This is a genomic window from Kribbella turkmenica (assembly GCF_004348725.1).
Lineage (GTDB): Bacteria > Actinomycetota > Actinomycetes > Propionibacteriales > Kribbellaceae > Kribbella > Kribbella turkmenica.
Genome location: NZ_SMKR01000155.1, coordinates 1 through 17,955, shown reverse-complemented (window position 1 = coordinate 17,955; position 17,955 = coordinate 1). Strand labels below are relative to the sequence as shown.

Below are 17,955 nucleotides of genomic sequence, written 5' to 3'. Positions count from 1 at the left end.
GGGTCAGGCCGGGGCGCGGAGGGTGGTGAGGGCGGTGGATCAGGCCGGGGCGCCGAGGGTGTCCTCGGGCGGTGGATCAGGCCGGGGCGCCGAGGGTGGTGAGGGCGGTGGCTACCCGCCCCTGGGCGGCGTCGAGCGCGGCTCGGGCTTCGGGGACGGGCGAGCCTGTGAGGAGGTGCACCAGCGCGGGCTTGAGCTCGCCGTCGGCGTCGGCGAGGGCGGCTTCGCAGGATTCCGGGTCGGCGCCGGTGGCTTCGGCCAGGATGCGGAGCATGCGCCCGCGGAGTTTCTTGTTGGTGGCAACGAGGTCGACCATCAGGTTGGACCAGGTGCGGCCGAGCTTGATCATCAGCGTGGTGGAAAACGCGTTCAGGATCATCTTCTGCGCGGTGCCGGCCTTGAGCCGGGTGGAGCCGGCGATGACCTCGGGCCCGGTGTCGGCGGCGATGACGATGTCGGCCAGCGGTGCGAGTGGGGCGTTGGGGTTGGACGTCACCAGCACGGTGGTCGCCCCGGCCGCGCGGGCCGCCTTCAGCGCGCCGGCGACGTACGGCGTGCTCCCGGAGGCCGCGAGGCCGATGACGAGGTCCTGGGCGGTGACCGCGTCCGCGTCGAGGGCGCCACCCTCCTCGGAGTCCTCGACGTTCTCGACCGCGCGGAGCAGCGCCTCCATGCCACCGGCGTGGTGGGCGACCACCAGGCCTTCCGGCGCGCGGAACGTCGGCAGCAGCTCGGCGGCGTCCAGCACGGCCAGACGGCCGGACGTACCCGCGCCGAAGTAGTGGACCCGGCCGCCGCCGCGAACCGCCTCGACGGCGGCGTCCACGGCGCGGGCCAGGTCGGGGATGACGACGCTGACGGCGCCGGCGACCCGGGCGTCCTCGGCGTTCACCATCCGGAGGATCTCGGTCGTGCCCACCGCATCGATGGCGAGCGTCCTGGGGTTGCGCTGCTCAGTCGGCGTGGTCACAGCCTCGATGTTAGTTTCCTACTGAAGGAATTTCAATTCTGTTGATCGTTGACGGAGCGCCGCGGCGCGGCCACAAGTCCTACTCGGAACCCTTGAGCCGGTGGCCCCGGACGGCCGTAGCGGTCTCCTCCAGCGCCTTCCGGGCGTCCGGGAGCACCTTCTGCGCGACCCCGATGAACAGGCAGTCGATCACCGTCAGCTGCGCGATCCGGGACGACATCGCCCCGGAGCGGTACGTCGTCTCCCGCGCGGCCGTGGTCAGCACCAGATCGGCCGTCCGGGCCAGCGGGGACCGCGGGAAGTTGGTCACGGCAACCGTGGTGGCGCCGTGCTTGGCCGCCTCCTCGAGCGCCTCGACGACCTCGACCGTCGTCCCGGTGTGGGAGATGCCGATCGCGACGTCGCCGTCACCGAGCAGGGCCGCGCTCGGCAGCGCCACGTGCACGTCGGACCAGGCGAACGCGACCCGGCGGATCCGGTGCAGCTTCTGCTGCAGGTCGAGCGCCACGAAGGCGCTCGCGCCGAAGCCGTAAAGGTCTACCCGCGGAGCGTTGACGACCGCCTCGACCACCTTGGCGAGACTGTCGACGTCGACCTGCTGGGCGGTCTCGCGGACCGCCCGCTCGTCGGCGAACGCGACCTTGCCGACCACGTCCGCCAGCGAGTCACCGGGCTCGATGTCCCCGCCGACCTCGGGCCGGACGCTCTCCTGCGCCGACTGGGCCGCCAGTTGCAGGCGGAGCTGCGGGTAGCCGGGGACGCCGATCTGCTTGCAGAACCGGATGACCGTGGTCTCCGAGGTGGACGCCACCTCGGCCAGTTCGGAGATCGTCATCGCCGCCACTCCGCCCGGGTCCGCGAGGACCGCGTTCGCCACCCGCTGCTCGGCCGGTGCCAGCGCGGGCATCACCGCGCGGACCCGGACCAGCAGCGGCCCCGTGGGTTCTGGAGAGGAAACAGAGTTCATGACAGCACGGTACGGCGACTTACCACCCAGTGGTGTCACCGACGCGAAAGTCTCCAACCCGTGGCGTCAAATGATTCTGGCGATCGTTCACCGTCGAGAAGTACACCATCCCTGCTCGTGATCTTCACACCGTCGACGTACACGCCGCGGCCCTGGTAGAGCGCGTCGGACGTGTAACGCCACCGCAGCGTCTGGTCACCGGGAGCGAGATCGGCGAACCCCTGGTGCCAGTGCCGGTCGCCGGAGCCGCTGATCGTCCCCTCGGTGTCGATCACGGATCCCCGGTCCAGCACGGTGAACGGCACCTGGGTCCAGGTGGTCCCGTCGGCCGAGGTCTCCAGGTACAGCCGGTCGGTCTCCTCGGTGTCCACGAACATGTCGAACTTCAGCTTCGCCCCGGTGGCCGGTACGGCGACCTTCGCGTCCAGGGTCGTGGTCGCGCCGTCCGTCGTACCGGAGAACCAGGCGTCCTTGCCGTGCCGCGGGCCGACGCCGAGCGCGAGCGCGAGACCTTGGGCGACCGCACGCCGGGCCGGGTTGTTGCTGCCCCAGCTGCGGCTCGGGTGCACCCGGTTGGTCAGCAGGATCGCGAACGACCGGGAGTCGAAGTCGATCACCAGCGACGTGCCGGTGTACCCGGTGTGGCCGGCCGTGCGCGGCCCGGACAGGCCGTTCATGTACCAGCGCTGGTTCAGCTCGAAGCCGAGGCCGTGGTCGTTGCCGGGGAAGGCGGCGGTGAAGTTGGTGATCATCGCGGTCACCGAGGATTCCTTGAGGATCCGGGCGCCGCGGTAGCTCCCGCCGTTCAGGAAGGTCTGGGCGAGGATCGCCAGGTCGTCGGCGGTGCTGAACACCCCGGCGTGTCCGGCCACCCCGTCCAGCGACCAGGCGTTCTCGTCGTGCACCGAACCCCAGACCATCCCGCGCGGCGGCGTCGACTGGAACTCGGTGGCAGCGATCCGCGACTTCCTCCGCGGGTCCGGGTTGTACCCGGTGTCACGCATCTGCAGCGGCTTGGTGATGCCGTCGGCAACCAGTTTGTCCAGTGTCTTGCCGGTCACCCGGTGCGCCAGCTCGCCCAGGGCGATCAGGTTCAGGTCGCTGTAGAGGTACTTCGTCCCCGGCGGGTTCTGCAGCTTCGCGGTCAGCGCCAGCTGCAACCGCTCCGCCGGGTCCTTGCCGGTGCTCCACAACGGCAGCCAGGCCGGGAACCCGGTTGTGTGCGTGAGCGCCTGCCGGACCGTGATCGCCTCCTTGCCGTTCTGGGCGAACTCCGGCACGTACTGCGCGATCGGCGAGTCCAGCCCGACCTTGCCCTTCTCGACCAGCTGCATCACCACGATCGAGGTGAACAGCTTGGACACCGACGCCAGGTCGAAGATGGTGTCGGTGCGCATCGGGATCTGCTCGTCGGCGGGCAGTTCTTCAGCGCCGTTGCCGGCTGAATTCACTGTGTACTTCAGCGCCATCCCGGTCGCCGCCCTGGTGACGATCTTCCCGTCGTGGCCGAGCAGCGTGACCGCGCCGGCGTACAGGGGTTTCGCCGGCCCGCTGGGCCTGGTCCAGGCGTCGACCTGGGCCAGCGCGGCGGTGATCGGGGAGGGGTCGAGGCCGGCCTTGGCCGGGGTGGATTCGCGCAAGAGCGTCGTCTTCGGTGCGTAGCCGTCGTACGGGTGGTCGAACCGGCCGGATCGGTTGCCATTGGCAACTGCGGGCGTGGTCATGGCGAGCATCAGGGTGGAGACTACCGCGATTCCGAGGAAACGTCTCACCGGTGAGCTCCCTTGTACAGCAGGTACTTCGCCCGGCGCGCGGTCCACGCGTCGGTCTCGGGCTTCCAGGCCGCGACGATCTCCTCGGCCGAAGCGCCCGCGGTCAGCATGGTGCGGAACCGGTCGGACCCGGTCAGCAGGTCGATCCACCGGCCGGGCGGGTTCTCGGTCCGCCAGGCGAACTCCGGGTACAGCCGGCGGGCCTCCACGATCATGTGCGTCGCGGCGGTGATCGCCTCCACCTTGTGCGGGTCGGTGATCTGCACCTGGACGCCGCCACACAGCACGTTGGCGTTCTTGCTGATGAACGGCGTGAAGTAGGCCTCCCGGAAGTCGACGCCCGGGATGTTCTTCGCCTGCAGCGCCTCGGCCCACTTGTAGTCGATGTACGGCGCCCCGATCAGCTCGAACGGCCGGGTCGTACCGCGTCCCTCGGAGAAGTTGGTCGCCTCGAACAGGCAGGTGCCGGGGTAGAGCAGCGCGGTGTCCGGGGTCGGCATGTTCGGGCTGGGCATCACCCAGGTCAGGCCGGTGTCGTCGTACAGCTGCTCACGCCGCCAGTTCTTCAACTGGATGACCTGGAGCTCCTTCAGCCGCTTGCCGTCGGCGTCGAGCGGCAGGTACTCGGCGTTGAACAGCTGGGCCAGCTCACCCACGGTCATCCCGTGCTGCTGGATGATCTCCTCCTTGCCGACACCGGAGGTGTAGCCGGGCTTGAGCATCGGGCCGCGGGCGTACCCGCCGACCGGGTTCGGCCGGTCCAGGACGACGAACTTCGCGCCGGTGCGGGTGGCCGCGATCATCGCCTCGTACATCGTCCAGATGTAGGTGTAGAACCGGGCGCCGACGTCCTGGATGTCGAAGACCACGGTCTCGACACCGGACCTGGCGTAGAGCGAGGCGAACTTGGTCGCGTTGGCGCCATGGGCGTCGTACACCATGATTCCCGTGCGTGGGTCGATCTGATCCGGCTCGGAGCCGCCCGCTTGGGCAGTGCCGCGGAAGCCGTGCTCGGGGCCGAAGACCGCGACCACGTTGACCTTGGGCTGTCCGTCGACCTTCTCCGCCATCGCGTCGACGATGTGCCGGAGATCGGGCAGGATCCCGGTCGGGTTGCTGATCACGCCGACCTTCTGGCCGGCCAGCGCGCGCCAGTCGTCGGCGGCCAGCACCTCGGCCCCGGTCATCGTCCTTCGGTGGCCCGGCCTACCCGCCTGGGCCGCCTGGACGTCGATCATGGGGGCGGCGGCCAGGGCACCGGCGCCCGCGAGCAAACTGCGGCGCTTCATCAGAGATCTCCTTCGGCAGGGCGTTACGGGCGGAACATCAGGTCGGCCACCACGGGGCGGTGGTCACTGGCCGCTTGCTCAGGGGGAACGGAGGCGTGCCGGACGCGGAAACCCGCGCCGACGGTGACGAAGTCGATCCGTTTGACCGGGTCGACCGCCGGATAGGTGTTCGGGCCGCCGGCCGTGGTGGCGGCCGCCGTCCAGGTGTCGGTCAGCCGGGTCCACAGCCCGGCCAGTTCGGGGGCGTCCGCCTCGGCATTGAAGTCGCCGGCGAGGATCTGGAGGTCCTTCCGGCGGTCCCGCGCGAGGATCTCCATCGTGTCGGCGACCTGCGCCTGCCGGACCGACGGATCCGCCCGGTAGTCCAGGTGCGTGGAGTACACGTGCACCCGGCGGCCGCGGACGTCGATCTCGGCCTCCAGGAACCCAGGGGCCGGCGCAGGCACCGGGTTCGGGTCCTGGGTGGACAGCCGGGTGATCGGGTGGTTCTCGGTCCGCACCAGCGGGAACCGCGACAGTACGCCGACGCCGTACTGCCGGCGTGGTTGTCCGGCCGTGAGCGGATCCAGGTCGTAGATCGGCGCGAAACCGGCGTACATGCCGAGCTTCTCCGCGAGCTCGGCGATCGTGTTCCGCCACTCGCTGCGGGCCGACCAGTGGACGTCGACCTCCTGGAGTCCGATGACGTCGGCGTCGAGCGCCTTCAGCGCCTGCGCGGTCCGCTCGAGGTCGAACACGTTGTCCGACCCGGCACCCGCATGAATGTTGTACGCGGCAACGGTCAGCCGGGTGTCGCGCGGGTCGAAGGTGAGACCGTGCCCGAACGGGTACAGCGTCCGGGCCGGGTCCGGCTGCGCCGGGATGGCGACCGGCAGCTTCCCGGCCGGCGCGAGCTCGCCGTACAGGACCTTCGACAGCGCCTCCATCGACACCGCCGCGTACCCGTAGGTGGCCAGCGTGGTCTGCGCCGACGGGAAGTACGCGACGTCGTACGGGTCGCGGACGGCGACCACGACGACCGGGCGGCCGGTGGCCAGCAGTGCGTTGACGAGTTTCTGCTGCTTGGCCTGCTTGTCGGTGACGATCGTGTCCCAGGCCTTCATCGTGAGGACCACGGTCAGGTCGGCGTCGGCAGACGCCGCGACCGCGTCGTCGATCTTGGCGTCGGTCGGCGCGGCGCCGGTGTCCTTGACGATCGTCGTCGCACCCCGGCCCCGCAACGCGGTCCCGAGGACGGCCGGGGTGTATCCGGCGACGAGGATCTTCCGCGGTGCCGGCGACAGCGGCAGCAGGCCGTCGTCGTTCCTCAGCAGCGTCGTACTGCGGTCGGCGATCCGCTGCGCGGCGGCGTAGTTGGCCGGCGTGCCGACCACCTGCGCGACCCGGCTCAGGTCGACGTACGGATGGTCGACGACACCGGTGCGCACCTTGAGCTTCAGGATCCGCTCGACGCTCTCGTCGATCCGCGCCTCACTGATCCGGCCGCCGCGGACGGCGTCGAGCACCGAGTTGTAGGCCAGTTCCGGCTTGGCCGGCATCAGCAGCTGGTCGACTCCCGCCTCGATCGCCCGCAGCGGGATCTCGGCGTCGCCGTACTTCTCCCGGACGCCCTGCATGCCGAGCGAGTCGGTGACCACCACGCCGTCGAAGCGCAGGCGCTCGCGCAGGATGCCGGTCAGGATCGGCCGGCTCAACGTGGCCGGGTCGCCGGACGGGTCGAGCGACGGGACCACGATGTGCGCGGTCATGATCGAGTCGATCCCGGCCCGGATCGCCGCCCGGAACGGCGGCGCGTCGATCGTGTTCCACTCCTCGACGGTGTGGTTGATCGTCGGCAGCGAGGTGTGGCTGTCGTCCCGGGTGTCACCGTGGCCGGGGAAGTGCTTCGCGGTCGACACGATCCGGCCGTCGCGCTGGTACCCCTTCACCTGTTCGGCGGTCAGGTCGGCGACCAGGCCCGGGTCGGACGAGAACGAGCGGACCCCGATCACCGGGTTCAGCGGGTTCACGTTGACGTCGGCGACCGGGGCGAAGTCGGTGGTGACGCCGACCGCCCGCAACTCCTTCCCACCGATGCCGGCCGCGAGCCGTGCGTACTGCGGGGACCGGGTGGCACCCAGCGCCATCGCGCCCGGGAACTGCGTCGCCGGCGGTCCGACGCGGAACACCACGCCGTACTCCTGGTCGGTGCTGATCTGCAGCGGGATCCCGGTGCGCGCGATGGACGCGCTCTGCAGTCCGTTGGAGAGCCGGGCGATCTGCTGCGGGTCCTTGGTCGAGTCGGTCCAGGCGAAGTAGATGATGCCGCCGAGGTGGAACCTGCGGACCACCTCGGCCGGCGTCGGCACGCCGTACAGGCTGGTGTTGCGCGGATCGGCCGTGTCCGCCGTCGCCCCGTAGGCGTAGCAGACGAACAGCTGGCCGACCTTCTGCTCCAACGTCATCCGCCGGAGCGTTTCGCGGACCCAGCGGTCGGTGCCCGCCTGTGCGGTCGTCGTACCGGCGATCGTCGTACCGGCGACTGCCGCCGCAGCGAGGCCGAGTGTCTGTCGTCGGGTGAGTTCCATGGTCACCAGGTCATTCCGTGGCCGAAGGGATAGAGGGCGGTGTCCGGCCGGCCGGCGACCGGGATGTCGACGGGCAGCTTTCCGGTCGGCTTGATCTCACCGTAGATCGTCTTGGCCAGTGACTCCATCGACACCGCGGCGTAGCCGTAGGTGGCCAGGTACGTCGGTGCGGCGTCGAAGTAGGCGATGTCGTACGGGTCGCGCACGGCCACCACGATCACGGGTTCGCCGGTGGCGAGCAGGTCCTTCACCAGCTTCTGCTGCTTGGCCTGCTTGTCGGTGACGGTGGTGTCCCAGGCCTTCTGCGTGAGGACGACGGTGACGTCGTTCTGCTTGGCCTTCGCGACAGCATCCGCGATAGCTGCGTCGGACGGCGCCGCTCCGGTCTGCGCGACCGTGGTGGTGGCGCCGCGCCTGGCCAGGCTGCCGGCGAGCGACTGCGTCGTGCTGACGCCCCAGCCGGTGACCAGGATCTTCCGCGGGTCCGCGCTCAGCGGCACGGTGTTCGTGGTGTTCTTGACCAGCGTGACGCTCTTGTCGACGATCGCCTGCGCGGCCGCCAGGCTTTCCGGCGTACCGACCGTGGCGGAGACCTTCGCGGGGTCGACGTACGGGTCGGACAGGATGCCGTTCTTCAGCTTCAGCAACAGGATGCGGCGCACGCTCTCGTCGATCCGCTTCTCGCTGATCCGGCCGGACCGGACGGCGTCCAGGACGGCGTTGAACTGCACATCCGGCGCCGGAGGCAGCAGCAACTGGTCCACACCGGCCTCGATCGCCCGGACCGCCGCCTCAGCGTCGCCGTACTGCTGGCGGACCGCGGCCATCTCCAGCCCGTCGGTGATGATCACGCCCTTGAAGCCGAGCTGCTTGCGCAGCACGCCGGTCAGGATCGGCTTGCTCAGCGTCGCCGGGTCACCGGACGGGTCGAGCGACGGGACCACGATGTGCGCGGTCATGATCGAGTCGATCCCGGCCTTGATCGCGGCCTTGAACGGCGGCGCGTCGATCGTGTTCCACTCCTCGAGGGTGTGGTTGATCGTCGGCAGCGAGGTGTGGCTGTCGTCGCGGGTGTCACCGTGGCCGGGGAAGTGTTTGGCGGTCGCGATGATGCCTGCGTCGCGCTGGAAGCCCTGCACCTGCGCGACCGTCATGTCCGCGACCAGCTGCGGGTCACTGGAGAACGAGCGAACGCCGATCACCGGGTTGAGCGCGTTGACGTTCACGTCGGCGACCGGGGCGAAGTCCTGCTGGATACCCATCGCCTTCAGCTCGCGGCCGGTGATTCCGGCGGCGGTCCGGGCGTCCGCGGCGTCCCGGGTCGCGCCGTGCGCCATGTTCCCGCCGAACTGAGTGGCCGGCGGTCCGATCCGCACCACGACGCCCTGCTCCTGGTCGGTCGCGATCGCCAGCGGAACTCGCTGGCCCACGCTGGTGGCGGCGGCCTGCAACTGATTCGAGAACGTCGCCACCTGGGTCGGGTTCTGCACGTTGCCGCGGGCGTTGAAGTAGATCCAGCCGCCCGGCTTGTACTTCGCCACCACCTCGGCCGGCGTGGCGACGCCGTACAGGGTGGTGTTGCGGGCGTCGGGCCTGTGCGCGTCCGGCCCGTAGGCGAACAGCACGAGCAGCTGCCCGACCTTCTCCTCCAGCGACATCTGCTGGATCGTCCGGCCGAGCGCGGCCGCGGCGGCGGCGGGCGGTTCGGGCGGGGGAGTGCCGGCAGCGGTGCCGACTCCCACTCCGGAGACGGCGGTGGCGAGGGCAAGGCCGGCGAGACTCACTCGGCGCAAGGCGGACATGACAGACCCCCTACAAGTTATTGAATTACAGGCGCGCCCCCGCGACGCGAAAGTTACCCACACGGCCACAGCGGGTCAAGGGCAAACCACTAACTGACGTTGTGTAGTCAGGCTCAGGCGCGGGGCGCGGCCGTGGTGCCGCCGGGGTGCAGCTTGGCCGGAACCATCTGCGGCGGGAGCGGGTCGGCGCCTTCCAGCTGGCGGATCAGCGCCTCGGTGCCCAGCTGGCCGAGCTCGGGACCGGGGGTCCGCATCATCGTGAGCTCGGGGTCGGTGAGCGCCGCGGTCTCGGGCACCATCAGCAACGGCAGGACGGAGAACTCGTCCGGCACCGCGCGGCCCATCCGGTTCAGCGCGGAGACGACACCGAGCGCGGCGTACTCGTTCAGCACCAGGATCGCCGTCGCCTCCGGGTACTCGCGGATCAGCCGTTCCGTCACGTCCTGGCCGGCCCGGGTGGTGTCCGAACACGGCAGTACGACGGTCTCCAACCCGTACTCCGCGGTCACCCGGCGATACGCGTCCTCGGTGCGGACCCAGGGGCCGTAGGCGTGGAAACGCGGGTCGTCGAGGTCGCCGGAGACGAGCACCAGCCGCCGGTGGCCGAGCCCGTGAAGATGCTTGACGGCTTCCTCGACCGTCGCGTCGAAGTCGATGTCCACGTGCGACAGCCCCTCGAGCTCCGACGTCCGGCCGATCATCGCGAACGGCGTACCGGTCTGCCGCAGGATGCCGACGCGTGGGTCGTCGAGCTGGACCTCCATCAGGACGACGCCGTCGACCAGCCCCTGCCCGAGCAGCTCCCGCAGCTCGACCCCGTCGTTGCCGACCGGCCAGAGCACCAGGTGGTAGTCCTCCTTGCGGGCCGCCTCGGCCGCGCTGGTGAAGAACTCCGCGGTCGACATCCCGAACCTGTGCTCCAGCGCCGGGTAGGCCATCGCGATGATGTGCGTCCGCCGGCTGGCCAGCGCCCGGGCGACCACGTTGCGCCGGTAGCCGAGGTCCGCCATCGACTGCTCGACCCGGGCCCGGGTGGCCGCGGTCACCGGCTTGGTGCCGTTCAGCACGAAGGAAACGGTCGCGATCGACACGCCCGCGCGGTGCGCGACGTCCCGCATGTTCACCATCGAACCCGACCCCCTCTCAACAGCTGCCGTCCCCGTGCCACCAACCCCGGTCCGAACTCTTGACACCGGTGTGACCCAAGGAACATAGTCCTTGGACACCTCAGTTAAGCGGTTTACCGACCAGCCCACAAGTGAACGGCACTCTTCGGCGGCCGCGGTTAAGCGCTTTGATCAGCGCGTGCCCAGCGGTCCCCGACCATCCCCTCCGAAGGAGCGCAACTCATGATCAGCAAGCGGATCACCGCTGCGCTGGCGAGCGCGACGACCCTGTCGCTCGTGCTGGCCGCCTGTGGTGACAACGGCGGCGACGGTGACGACACGTCGTCCTCGTCCGGCGACACCGTCAAGAGCCTCACGATCCTGGACTACTACAACAACGACCCCGACAAGTCGCTGGTCCAGAAGGGCCTCGACTCCTGTGCGAGCCAGCTCGGCGTCACCATCCAGCGGGAGACGGTGCCTGGTGACACCTTGATCCAGAAGGTGCTGCAGCAGGCTTCCTCGAAGACGCTGCCCGACGTCCTGATGCTGGACAACCCGGACGTGCAGCAGATCGCCGCCACCGGTGCGCTGGCGCCCTTGAACGATCTGGGTTTGAGTGGGGACGGCGTCATCCAGGGCATGGTCGACGCGACGTCGTACGACGGCAAGCTCTACGGACTGGCGCCGGTGACGAACACGATCGCGCTGTTCTACAACACGCAGATGCTGCAGGAGGCCGGCGTCCGGCCCCCGAAGACGTGGGACGAGCTGAAGGCCGCGGCCAAGACCCTGACCAAGCCCGGTCGCTACGGCATCGCCTTCAACGCCAACGCGACGTACGAGGGCGCCTGGCAGTTCCTGCCGGCGATGTGGACCAACGGTGGTGACGAGACCGACCTGACCAGCCCGCAGGTGGCCGAGGCGCTGCAGCTGTGGGTCGACCTGGTGCAGTCGGGTTCGGCGTCGAAGAGCGTCATCAACTGGACCCAGGGCGACGCGAAGGACCAGTTCGTGGCCGGCAAGGCCGCGATGATGGTCAACGGCCCGTGGCAGATCCCCTCACTGCAGAAGACCCCGAACGTCAAGTGGGAGGTCGTCCAGTTCCCGGTGAACAAGGAGGGCCAGACACCGGTCGCGCCGCTCGGTGGCGAGGCCTGGACGGTCCCGCTGAACAAGGACCAGGCCAAGCAGCAGAAGGCCGCCGACTTCGTGAAGTGCCTGAACTCGGACGAGAACGAGCTGGCCTGGGCGAAGGCCCGGTTCACCGTACCGACCAAGACCGCGCTGCTCGACCAGTACGTCCAGGAAGTGCCGTCGATGAAGGTCTTCACCGAGCAGGTCAGGACCGCCCGGTCCCGGACCGGCAAGCTGGGTGACAAGTGGCCGGAGGCCGCCAAGGTGATCTACCAGGCGATCCAGCTGGCGCTGACCGGTAAGGCATCGGCCCAGGACGCCTTCAAGCAGGCTTCCGGCGGCTGATCGCGATGGCCCATGCGACGCTCACGCGTACGACGGAGGCGTCCGGCCCGGAACCTGCCCGCAGGTCCCGTGGCCGGCGCCACCGGGGTGAGGACCTGACCAAGCTCCTGTTCGTGCTGCCGGCCGTGCTGGCGATGGTCGCGCTGTTCGGCTACCCGGTGGTGAAGAACCTGCTGATGAGCCTGCAGGACTACGGCCTGCGGACCTTCTTCACCGGGGACGCGCCCTGGGTCGGGCTGCGGAACTACACCACCGTCGTCACCGACAACCTGTTCTCCCAGGCGATGGTGAACACGGCGCTGTTCACCGTCGGGTCGATCGCGTTCCAGTTCGTCATCGGGCTCGGGCTCGCGCTGTTCTTCCACCGGCGCTTCCCGCTCGGCGGCGTACTGCGGTCGCTGCTCCTGCTGCCGTGGCTGCTGCCGCTGATCGTGTCCAGCGCGACCTGGCGGTCGATCCTCGAGCAGGACAGCGGCATCCTGAACCGGACGCTGACCGGGATCGGCGTCATCGACGACCCGGTGCCCTGGCTGAACTCGCCGTCGGTCGCGCTGATCGCGGTGATCGGCGTGAACATCTGGATCGGCATCCCGTTCAACGTGACCCTGCTGTACTCCGGTCTGGCCGAGATCCCGGCCGAGTTGTACGAGGCCGGGCAGCTGGACGGCGCCACCGGGTGGCGGGCGTTCTGGTACATCACCTGGCCGAACCTGCGGGCGGTGGCGAGCGTGCTGCTGATGCTCGGCGTGGTCTACACGATCAAGGTGCTCGACATCATCCTCGGCCTCACCGGCGGCGGCCCGGCCAACGCCACCCAGACGCTGGCGACCCAGTCGTACGAGCGGTCGTTCATCGACTTCAAGTTCGGCGAGGGCGCGGCGCTGAGCAACATCCTGATCGCGATCTCGTTCGTGTTCGCGATCTTCTACCTGCGCAGCACCCGCCGCGCCGTCGACGAGTAGGAGGTACGACGATGACCGACTCGACTGTCCGCCGCGGCGTCCACACCGTGATCGGCGTACTGGTCCTGTGCGTGATGTTGTTCCCGGTCTACTGGATGGTGAACGCGTCGCTGCAACCGTCCGGCAACACCCTGACGGCCGGGTTCCTGCCGCTCGACCCGACGTTCGCCGGCTACCGGCGGGCGCTCAGCGAGCAGGGCGACAACCTGGTCACCAGCATGATCATCGCGGCCGGGACCGTGGTGCTCAGCCTGGCGATCGCCACCCCGTGCGCGTACGCGCTCTCGCAGTTCCGGTCCCGTTGGGTGTCGGCCGGGCTGCTGGCGATCCTGATCTCGCAGATGATCCCGGGCATCGTGATCGCCAACGCGCTGTACACGGCCTACGAGCGGCTCGGGCTGCTGAACTCGATCCCCGGCCTGATCGTCGCCAACTGCAGCAGCGGCATCCCGTTCGCGATCCTGATCCTGCGCTCGTTCATGCTCTCGCTGCCGCCGTCGCTGGTGGAGGCCGCGCGGGTCGACGGCGCCGGGCTGTTCCGGGCGTTCGTGGCGATCGTGCTGCCGATCAGCAAGAACTCGCTGATCACCGCGGGACTGTTCAGTTTCCTGTTTTCCTGGAGCGACTTCCTGTTCGCACTCACGCTGACCACCAAGGGCGGCGTGCGACCGGTGACGCTCGGGATCTACCAGTACCTCGGCACCCAGGTGCAGAACTGGAACGCGGTGATGGCGACCGCGGTCCTCTCGGCGATCCCGGCCATCGTGCTGCTGGTCGCCGCGCAGAAGTACATCGCCGCCGGCGCCATCGGCGGAGCCGTCAAGTAACTCTCGAAAGGCTTTGGAATATGACGATTCGTGTACTCGTCTGGGGCGAGAACCGGCACGAGCAGGTCGAGCCGCACGTCGCCGAGATCTACCCGGACGGCATGCACTCGACCATCGCCGCCGGCATCAGCGACAACCTCGGCGCCGAGGCATCGGTCAGTACGACGACCCTCGACGAGCCGGAGCACGGCCTGACCGAGGACGTGCTGACGCAGACCGACGTACTCGTGTGGTGGGGGCACGCGGCCCACGGCGAGGTCGACGACGCGGTGGTGGAGCGGGTCTACCGGCACGTGCTGTCCGGGATGGGCCTCGTCGTCCTGCACTCCGGGCACTGGTCGAAGATCTTCGGCAAGCTGATGGGCACCTCCTGCACGCTGCGCTGGCGCAGCGAGCGGGACCGCGAGCTCGTCTGGACGGTCAACCCGACGCACCCGATCGCCCAGGGTGTCCCACACCCGATCATCATCGAGCAGCAGGAGATGTACGGCGAGTTCTTCGACATCCCGGTGCCGGACGAACTGGTCTTCGTCTCCTCGTTCAGCGGCGGTGAGGTGTTCCGCTCCGGCTGCACGTTCCGCCGCGGCCACGGGAAGATCTTCTACTTCTCCCCGGGCGACCAGGACTACCCGGTGTACCACCACAAGGACGTCCGTAAGGTGATCGCGAACGGCGTCGCCTGGGTCGACAGCGACCTGCCCGAGCGGAAGGCGCCGACGTTGCTGCGGTACGAGACCGAGGACTTCTTCAACGGTCACGGCTACACCGGCCCGATCGAGGCCGCGTCCGGCGAAGAGCGTGCCGATGCCTGAACCTCTCCGGCTCCTACAGGTCGGCGCCGGCGGGATGGGTCGCGCCTGGCTCCGGACGATTGCCGACAATGCTGATGTCGACCTGGCCGGCCTGATCGATCTCGACGTACCGCTGGCCCGGACGGCTGCCGACGAGCACGGGTACGGCGACGTCCCGGTGGCGGCGTCGCTGGCGGAACTGGGCGTCGAGGCCGACGCGGTCATCGACGTGACCGTGCCGGTCGCGCATCCCACGGTGAGCGTGGACGCCTTGCAGCGCGGGCTTCCCGTGCTCTGTGAGAAGCCGCTGGCCGAGACCGTGCGCGAGTGCCTGGTGATGGTCGCCGCCGCCGAGGTCAGCGGCAAGCTGCTGATGGTGTCGCAGTCCAGGCGCTACTTCCGGGCCGGCAACGCCTTCGCCCGGCAGCTCGCCGGGCTCGGCCGGATCGGGTCACTGTCGTGCGAGTTCTCCAAGGCTCCGCACTTCAGCGGGTTCCGCGAGCGGATGGCCGAACCGTTGCTCGTCGACATGGCGATCCACCAGTTCGACCTGGCCCGCAAGCTGATCGGCTCCGAACCGGTGTCGGTGTACTGCGAGTCGTACAACCCGGACTGGAGCTGGTTCGACGGCAACGCGGCCGCGTCCGCGATCTTCCGATTCGCCGACGGCACCCGGTTCACCTTCACCGGCAGCTGGTGCGCCCCCGGTCTGGAGACGTCCTGGAACGGCCGCTGGCGCGCGAGCGCGTCCGGCGGTACGGCGACCTGGGACGGCGCCGGCGCACCGGTCGCCGAGCTCGCGTCCGGCGAAGCGTTGCCGGCCGTGGTCCTGGACGAGCCGGAGGAGATCGCCGGTTCGCTGGTCGAGTTCGTCGACGCGGTCCGATCGTCGACGATCCCGCAGTCCGAGGTGCATGCCAACGTCGTCAGCGTCGCCATGGTCGAGGCCGCCGTACGGTCCGCCTCGACCGGCTCGCCGGTGACCATCGCGGACGTTCTCGAGGCCGCCTACGAGGAGACGCTCGAGACTGTCCGGGACCCCGCCCTGCAGGCTGCTCTCAAGGCTTGGCCCAACGTCCTCAAGGTGGTCGGCCTGGAGGCCTGAAGCTCCGGGTGATCCGGAACCCGGAAACGAGTGCGCGCGGAGATGTCACTGGGTTGCGGCTCTCCGCGCGCACTCACGTCAGTCCCCACAGCGCCGCGATCAGCGGCCGGCGGAGGTCGGCCCGGCGGGCACAGAGGCCGATCGTCAACGGCTCGAGGTCGGCGGGCAGCTCGGTCAGCCGGCCGGCGGCCGGCGAGGACTCCAGCACCAGGCGGGGCACGATCCCGATGCCACACCCGAGCGCCACCAAGGCGAGCAGCGCCTCGTGCCCGTCCGGCTCGGCTGCGATGACGGGCTTGATGCCGCCGCGGCGGAACCACCGGAAGGCTGCTTCCCGCACCAGGCCCCGGGCCGGCACGACGAACGGGCCGGTGGACTCGCCGGCCGTGACGAGCACGAGGTCGGTCTCAGCCACGGTGCGCGTCACCAGCGTCTGCGGCAGCCGCTTAGGGATCCCGGCCACTGCCGCGTCGACCTCGCCCTCGTCGAGTCTCGCCAGTGCCGCCGCCGCGTCGCCCGTACGGACGTCGAGGCGGATCTGCGGATGGGCCGCGCGCAGCGGCGCGAGCAGATCGGGCAGCAACGCCTGGCAGGCCGTCACGGTCGCGAAGATCCGCAGCTCGCCGGTCAGGTCGGCCGACTCCCGGTCACCGGCGTGGTAGTCCGCCCACAACGCCAGGGCCTGTTCGGCGTACGACGTGAAACGCCGGCCCTCCGGGGTGAGTACGACCCCGCGCGGACCGCGGTCGAGCAGGCGCGCCCCCGCCCGTACCTCCAGCCGCTGGATCGTCCTGGTCAGCGTCGCCGCACTGACGTGGCACTCCAGGCTGGTGCGCCCGTAGTTCAGCGTGCGCGCGAGATGCAGGAACAGCTTCAGCTCGCGATGCTCCATCTTCAGCTCCCTGCAACGATGCGATGCAGATGTTGCGCTTGCCGCAATGCTCCCAGACGGCCTTCACTGAAGGGCATGAGCACCTTCACCTCGTCGGTCTTCCGTACCGAGACCATGACCGTTCCGGGCGGAACGGAGACCATCCTGCGCGGCGGGCGGGACCTGTTCCCGCTGCTGCCCGAGGCCCTGCACGGCGTACGGCGGATCGGCGTCATCGGCTGGGGACCACAGGGCCGTGCCCAGGCCCAGAACCTGCGCGACTCGCTGGCCGGGACCGACGTGACCGTGTCCGTCGGGCTGCGTCCGGGCTCGGCCTCGGCGGACGACGCGCGCAAGCACGGATTCACCGAGGAGGATGGCACGCTCGGCGACCTGCTGACGGTGGCCGCGGCCTCCGATCTGGTGATCCTGCTGATCGCCGACGCCGCGCTGGCCGCCAATCACACGCAGATCTTCGAGGTGTTGCGGCCCGGCGCCACGATCGGTCTCTCCCACGGGTTCCTGCTGGGTCATTTGAGGGCAATCGGCGGCGACTTCCCGGCCGGTCACCCGGTGATCGCGGTCTGCCCCAAGGGCATGGGCGATTCAGTACGGCGGCTGTACGAGCAGGGTGCGACCGTGAACGGAGCCGGGATCAACGCGAGTATCGCCGTACACGCCGATCCGGACGGTCATGCGACGGACCGCGCGCTGGCTTGGTCGGTCGGGCTGGGTTCGCCGTACACCTTCGCCACCACGCTGGAGAACGAGTACAAGTCCGACATCGTCGGCGAACGCGCCATCCTGCTCGGCGCGGTCCACGGCCTGGTCGAGGCGCTTTATCGCCACTTCCGGCTCGAGGGAGCCGATCCGGTGACTGCGTACGAGCGCTCCACCGAATCGATCACCGGGCCGATCGCGCGGACGATCTCCGAGGCCGGTCTGCCCGCCGTTCGCGCCGCGCTGACCGACGACGGCCGGGAACTGTTCGATCGCGCCTACACCGCCGGCTACGGGCCGGCCCGCGAGATCGTCGCCGAGATCTACGACGAAGTTGCCGACGGCACCGAACTGCGCAGCGTCATCCTGGCCGAGAGCCGCCTCGCGTCTCGGCCGATGTCCCGGATCGGCGGCAGCCCGATGTGGTCGTACGGCGACGAGGTCCACGCCCGCCGCGGTACGACGGCGGCCGTCATCGACCCACTCACCGCGGGCCTGTTCGTGGCCACCATGGTCTCCCAGGTCGACGAGTTCGCCGACCGCGGCCACCCGTGGTCGGAGATCGTCAACGAGTCGATCATCGAGGCCGTCGACTCGCTGCTGCCGTACATGCACGCCCGCGACGTCGCCTACATGGTCGACAACTGCTCCCGCACCGCCCGCCTCGGCACCCGTCGCTGGGGCCCCCGCTTCCAGGCCGCCTACGAGCAGATCGCCCTCCCCC

14 protein-coding genes are annotated in these 17,955 nt (G+C 69.5%); 6 read left to right on the top strand and 8 right to left on the bottom strand.

Translation table 11 applies throughout. The features are described 5' to 3' along the window. Positions 1 to 76 precede the first annotated feature (76 nt). From murQ to E1218_RS28110, 7 genes are all read right to left on the bottom strand, one after another. Positions 77 to 970, bottom strand: coding sequence for an N-acetylmuramic acid 6-phosphate etherase (gene murQ, locus E1218_RS28140; protein ID WP_132325612.1), 894 nt, complete (start codon positions 968 to 970; stop codon positions 77 to 79). Positions 971 to 1,049: 79 nt separating this feature from the next. Next, entirely contained in the window at positions 1,050 to 1,937 is an 888-nt protein-coding gene (locus E1218_RS28135) for a MurR/RpiR family transcriptional regulator (protein ID WP_132325610.1), read from the bottom strand. 35 nt (positions 1,938 to 1,972) lie between these two features. Next, positions 1,973 to 3,709 (bottom strand): serine hydrolase domain-containing protein, encoded by a 1,737-nt coding sequence (locus E1218_RS28130; protein WP_233712515.1) that lies wholly within the window; start codon positions 3,707 to 3,709, stop codon positions 1,973 to 1,975. Further along, positions 3,706 to 4,998, bottom strand: coding sequence for an exo-beta-N-acetylmuramidase NamZ family protein (locus tag E1218_RS28125; protein WP_132325608.1), 1,293 nt, complete (start codon positions 4,996 to 4,998; stop codon positions 3,706 to 3,708). The genes E1218_RS28130 and E1218_RS28125 overlap by 4 nt, the downstream gene beginning before the upstream one ends. 23 nt (positions 4,999 to 5,021) lie before the next feature. Continuing rightward, complete coding sequence (locus tag E1218_RS28120; RefSeq protein WP_233712516.1) at positions 5,022 to 7,565, bottom strand: glycoside hydrolase family 3 N-terminal domain-containing protein; 2,544 nt, start codon at positions 7,563 to 7,565, stop codon at positions 5,022 to 5,024. A 2-nt stretch (positions 7,566 to 7,567) separates the two neighbouring features. After that, positions 7,568 to 9,367 (bottom strand): glycoside hydrolase family 3 protein, encoded by a 1,800-nt coding sequence (locus tag E1218_RS28115; protein ID WP_132325606.1) that lies wholly within the window; start codon positions 9,365 to 9,367, stop codon positions 7,568 to 7,570. A 113-nt stretch (positions 9,368 to 9,480) separates the two neighbouring features. After that, a complete protein-coding gene (locus tag E1218_RS28110; RefSeq protein WP_132325604.1) occupies positions 9,481 to 10,494 on the bottom strand; it encodes a LacI family DNA-binding transcriptional regulator in 1,014 nt (337 codons plus the stop codon). Between the two features lie 222 nt (positions 10,495 to 10,716). Here E1218_RS28110 and E1218_RS28105 point away from each other — a divergent pair, with 222 nt between their 5' ends. From E1218_RS28105 to E1218_RS28085, 5 genes are read left to right on the top strand one after another with little or no spacing between them, the layout of a single operon-like run. Next, positions 10,717 to 11,955 carry a sugar ABC transporter substrate-binding protein gene (locus E1218_RS28105; RefSeq protein ID WP_132325602.1) on the top strand — a complete coding sequence of 413 codons (1,239 nt, stop codon included), beginning with the start codon at positions 10,717 to 10,719 and terminating at the stop codon, positions 11,953 to 11,955. A gap of 5 nt (positions 11,956 to 11,960) precedes the next feature. Next, positions 11,961 to 12,917 carry a carbohydrate ABC transporter permease gene (locus E1218_RS28100; protein WP_132325600.1) on the top strand — a complete coding sequence of 319 codons (957 nt, stop codon included), beginning with the start codon at positions 11,961 to 11,963 and terminating at the stop codon, positions 12,915 to 12,917. An 11-nt stretch (positions 12,918 to 12,928) separates the two neighbouring features. Further along, a complete protein-coding gene (locus E1218_RS28095; RefSeq protein WP_132325598.1) occupies positions 12,929 to 13,744 on the top strand; it encodes a carbohydrate ABC transporter permease in 816 nt (271 codons plus the stop codon). Between the two features lie 20 nt (positions 13,745 to 13,764). Then, positions 13,765 to 14,556: a ThuA domain-containing protein gene (locus E1218_RS28090; RefSeq protein WP_132325596.1), complete on the top strand. Its 792-nt coding sequence runs from the start codon at positions 13,765 to 13,767 to the stop codon at positions 14,554 to 14,556. After that, entirely contained in the window at positions 14,549 to 15,640 is a 1,092-nt protein-coding gene (locus tag E1218_RS28085) for a Gfo/Idh/MocA family protein (RefSeq protein WP_132325594.1), read from the top strand. The genes E1218_RS28090 and E1218_RS28085 overlap by 8 nt, the downstream gene beginning before the upstream one ends. Positions 15,641 to 15,713: 73 nt before the next feature. Here the strand turns inward: E1218_RS28085 and ilvY are convergent, their stop codons facing one another. Further along, a complete protein-coding gene (gene ilvY / locus E1218_RS28080) occupies positions 15,714 to 16,532 on the bottom strand; it encodes an HTH-type transcriptional activator IlvY (RefSeq protein WP_202866231.1) in 819 nt (272 codons plus the stop codon). A 75-nt stretch (positions 16,533 to 16,607) separates the two neighbouring features. On the opposite strand from ilvY, the gene E1218_RS28075 reads away from it, so the two are divergent. Then, on the top strand, positions 16,608 to 17,955 hold a 1,348-nt coding region (locus E1218_RS28075; RefSeq protein WP_132325590.1), incomplete at its 3' end, for a ketol-acid reductoisomerase.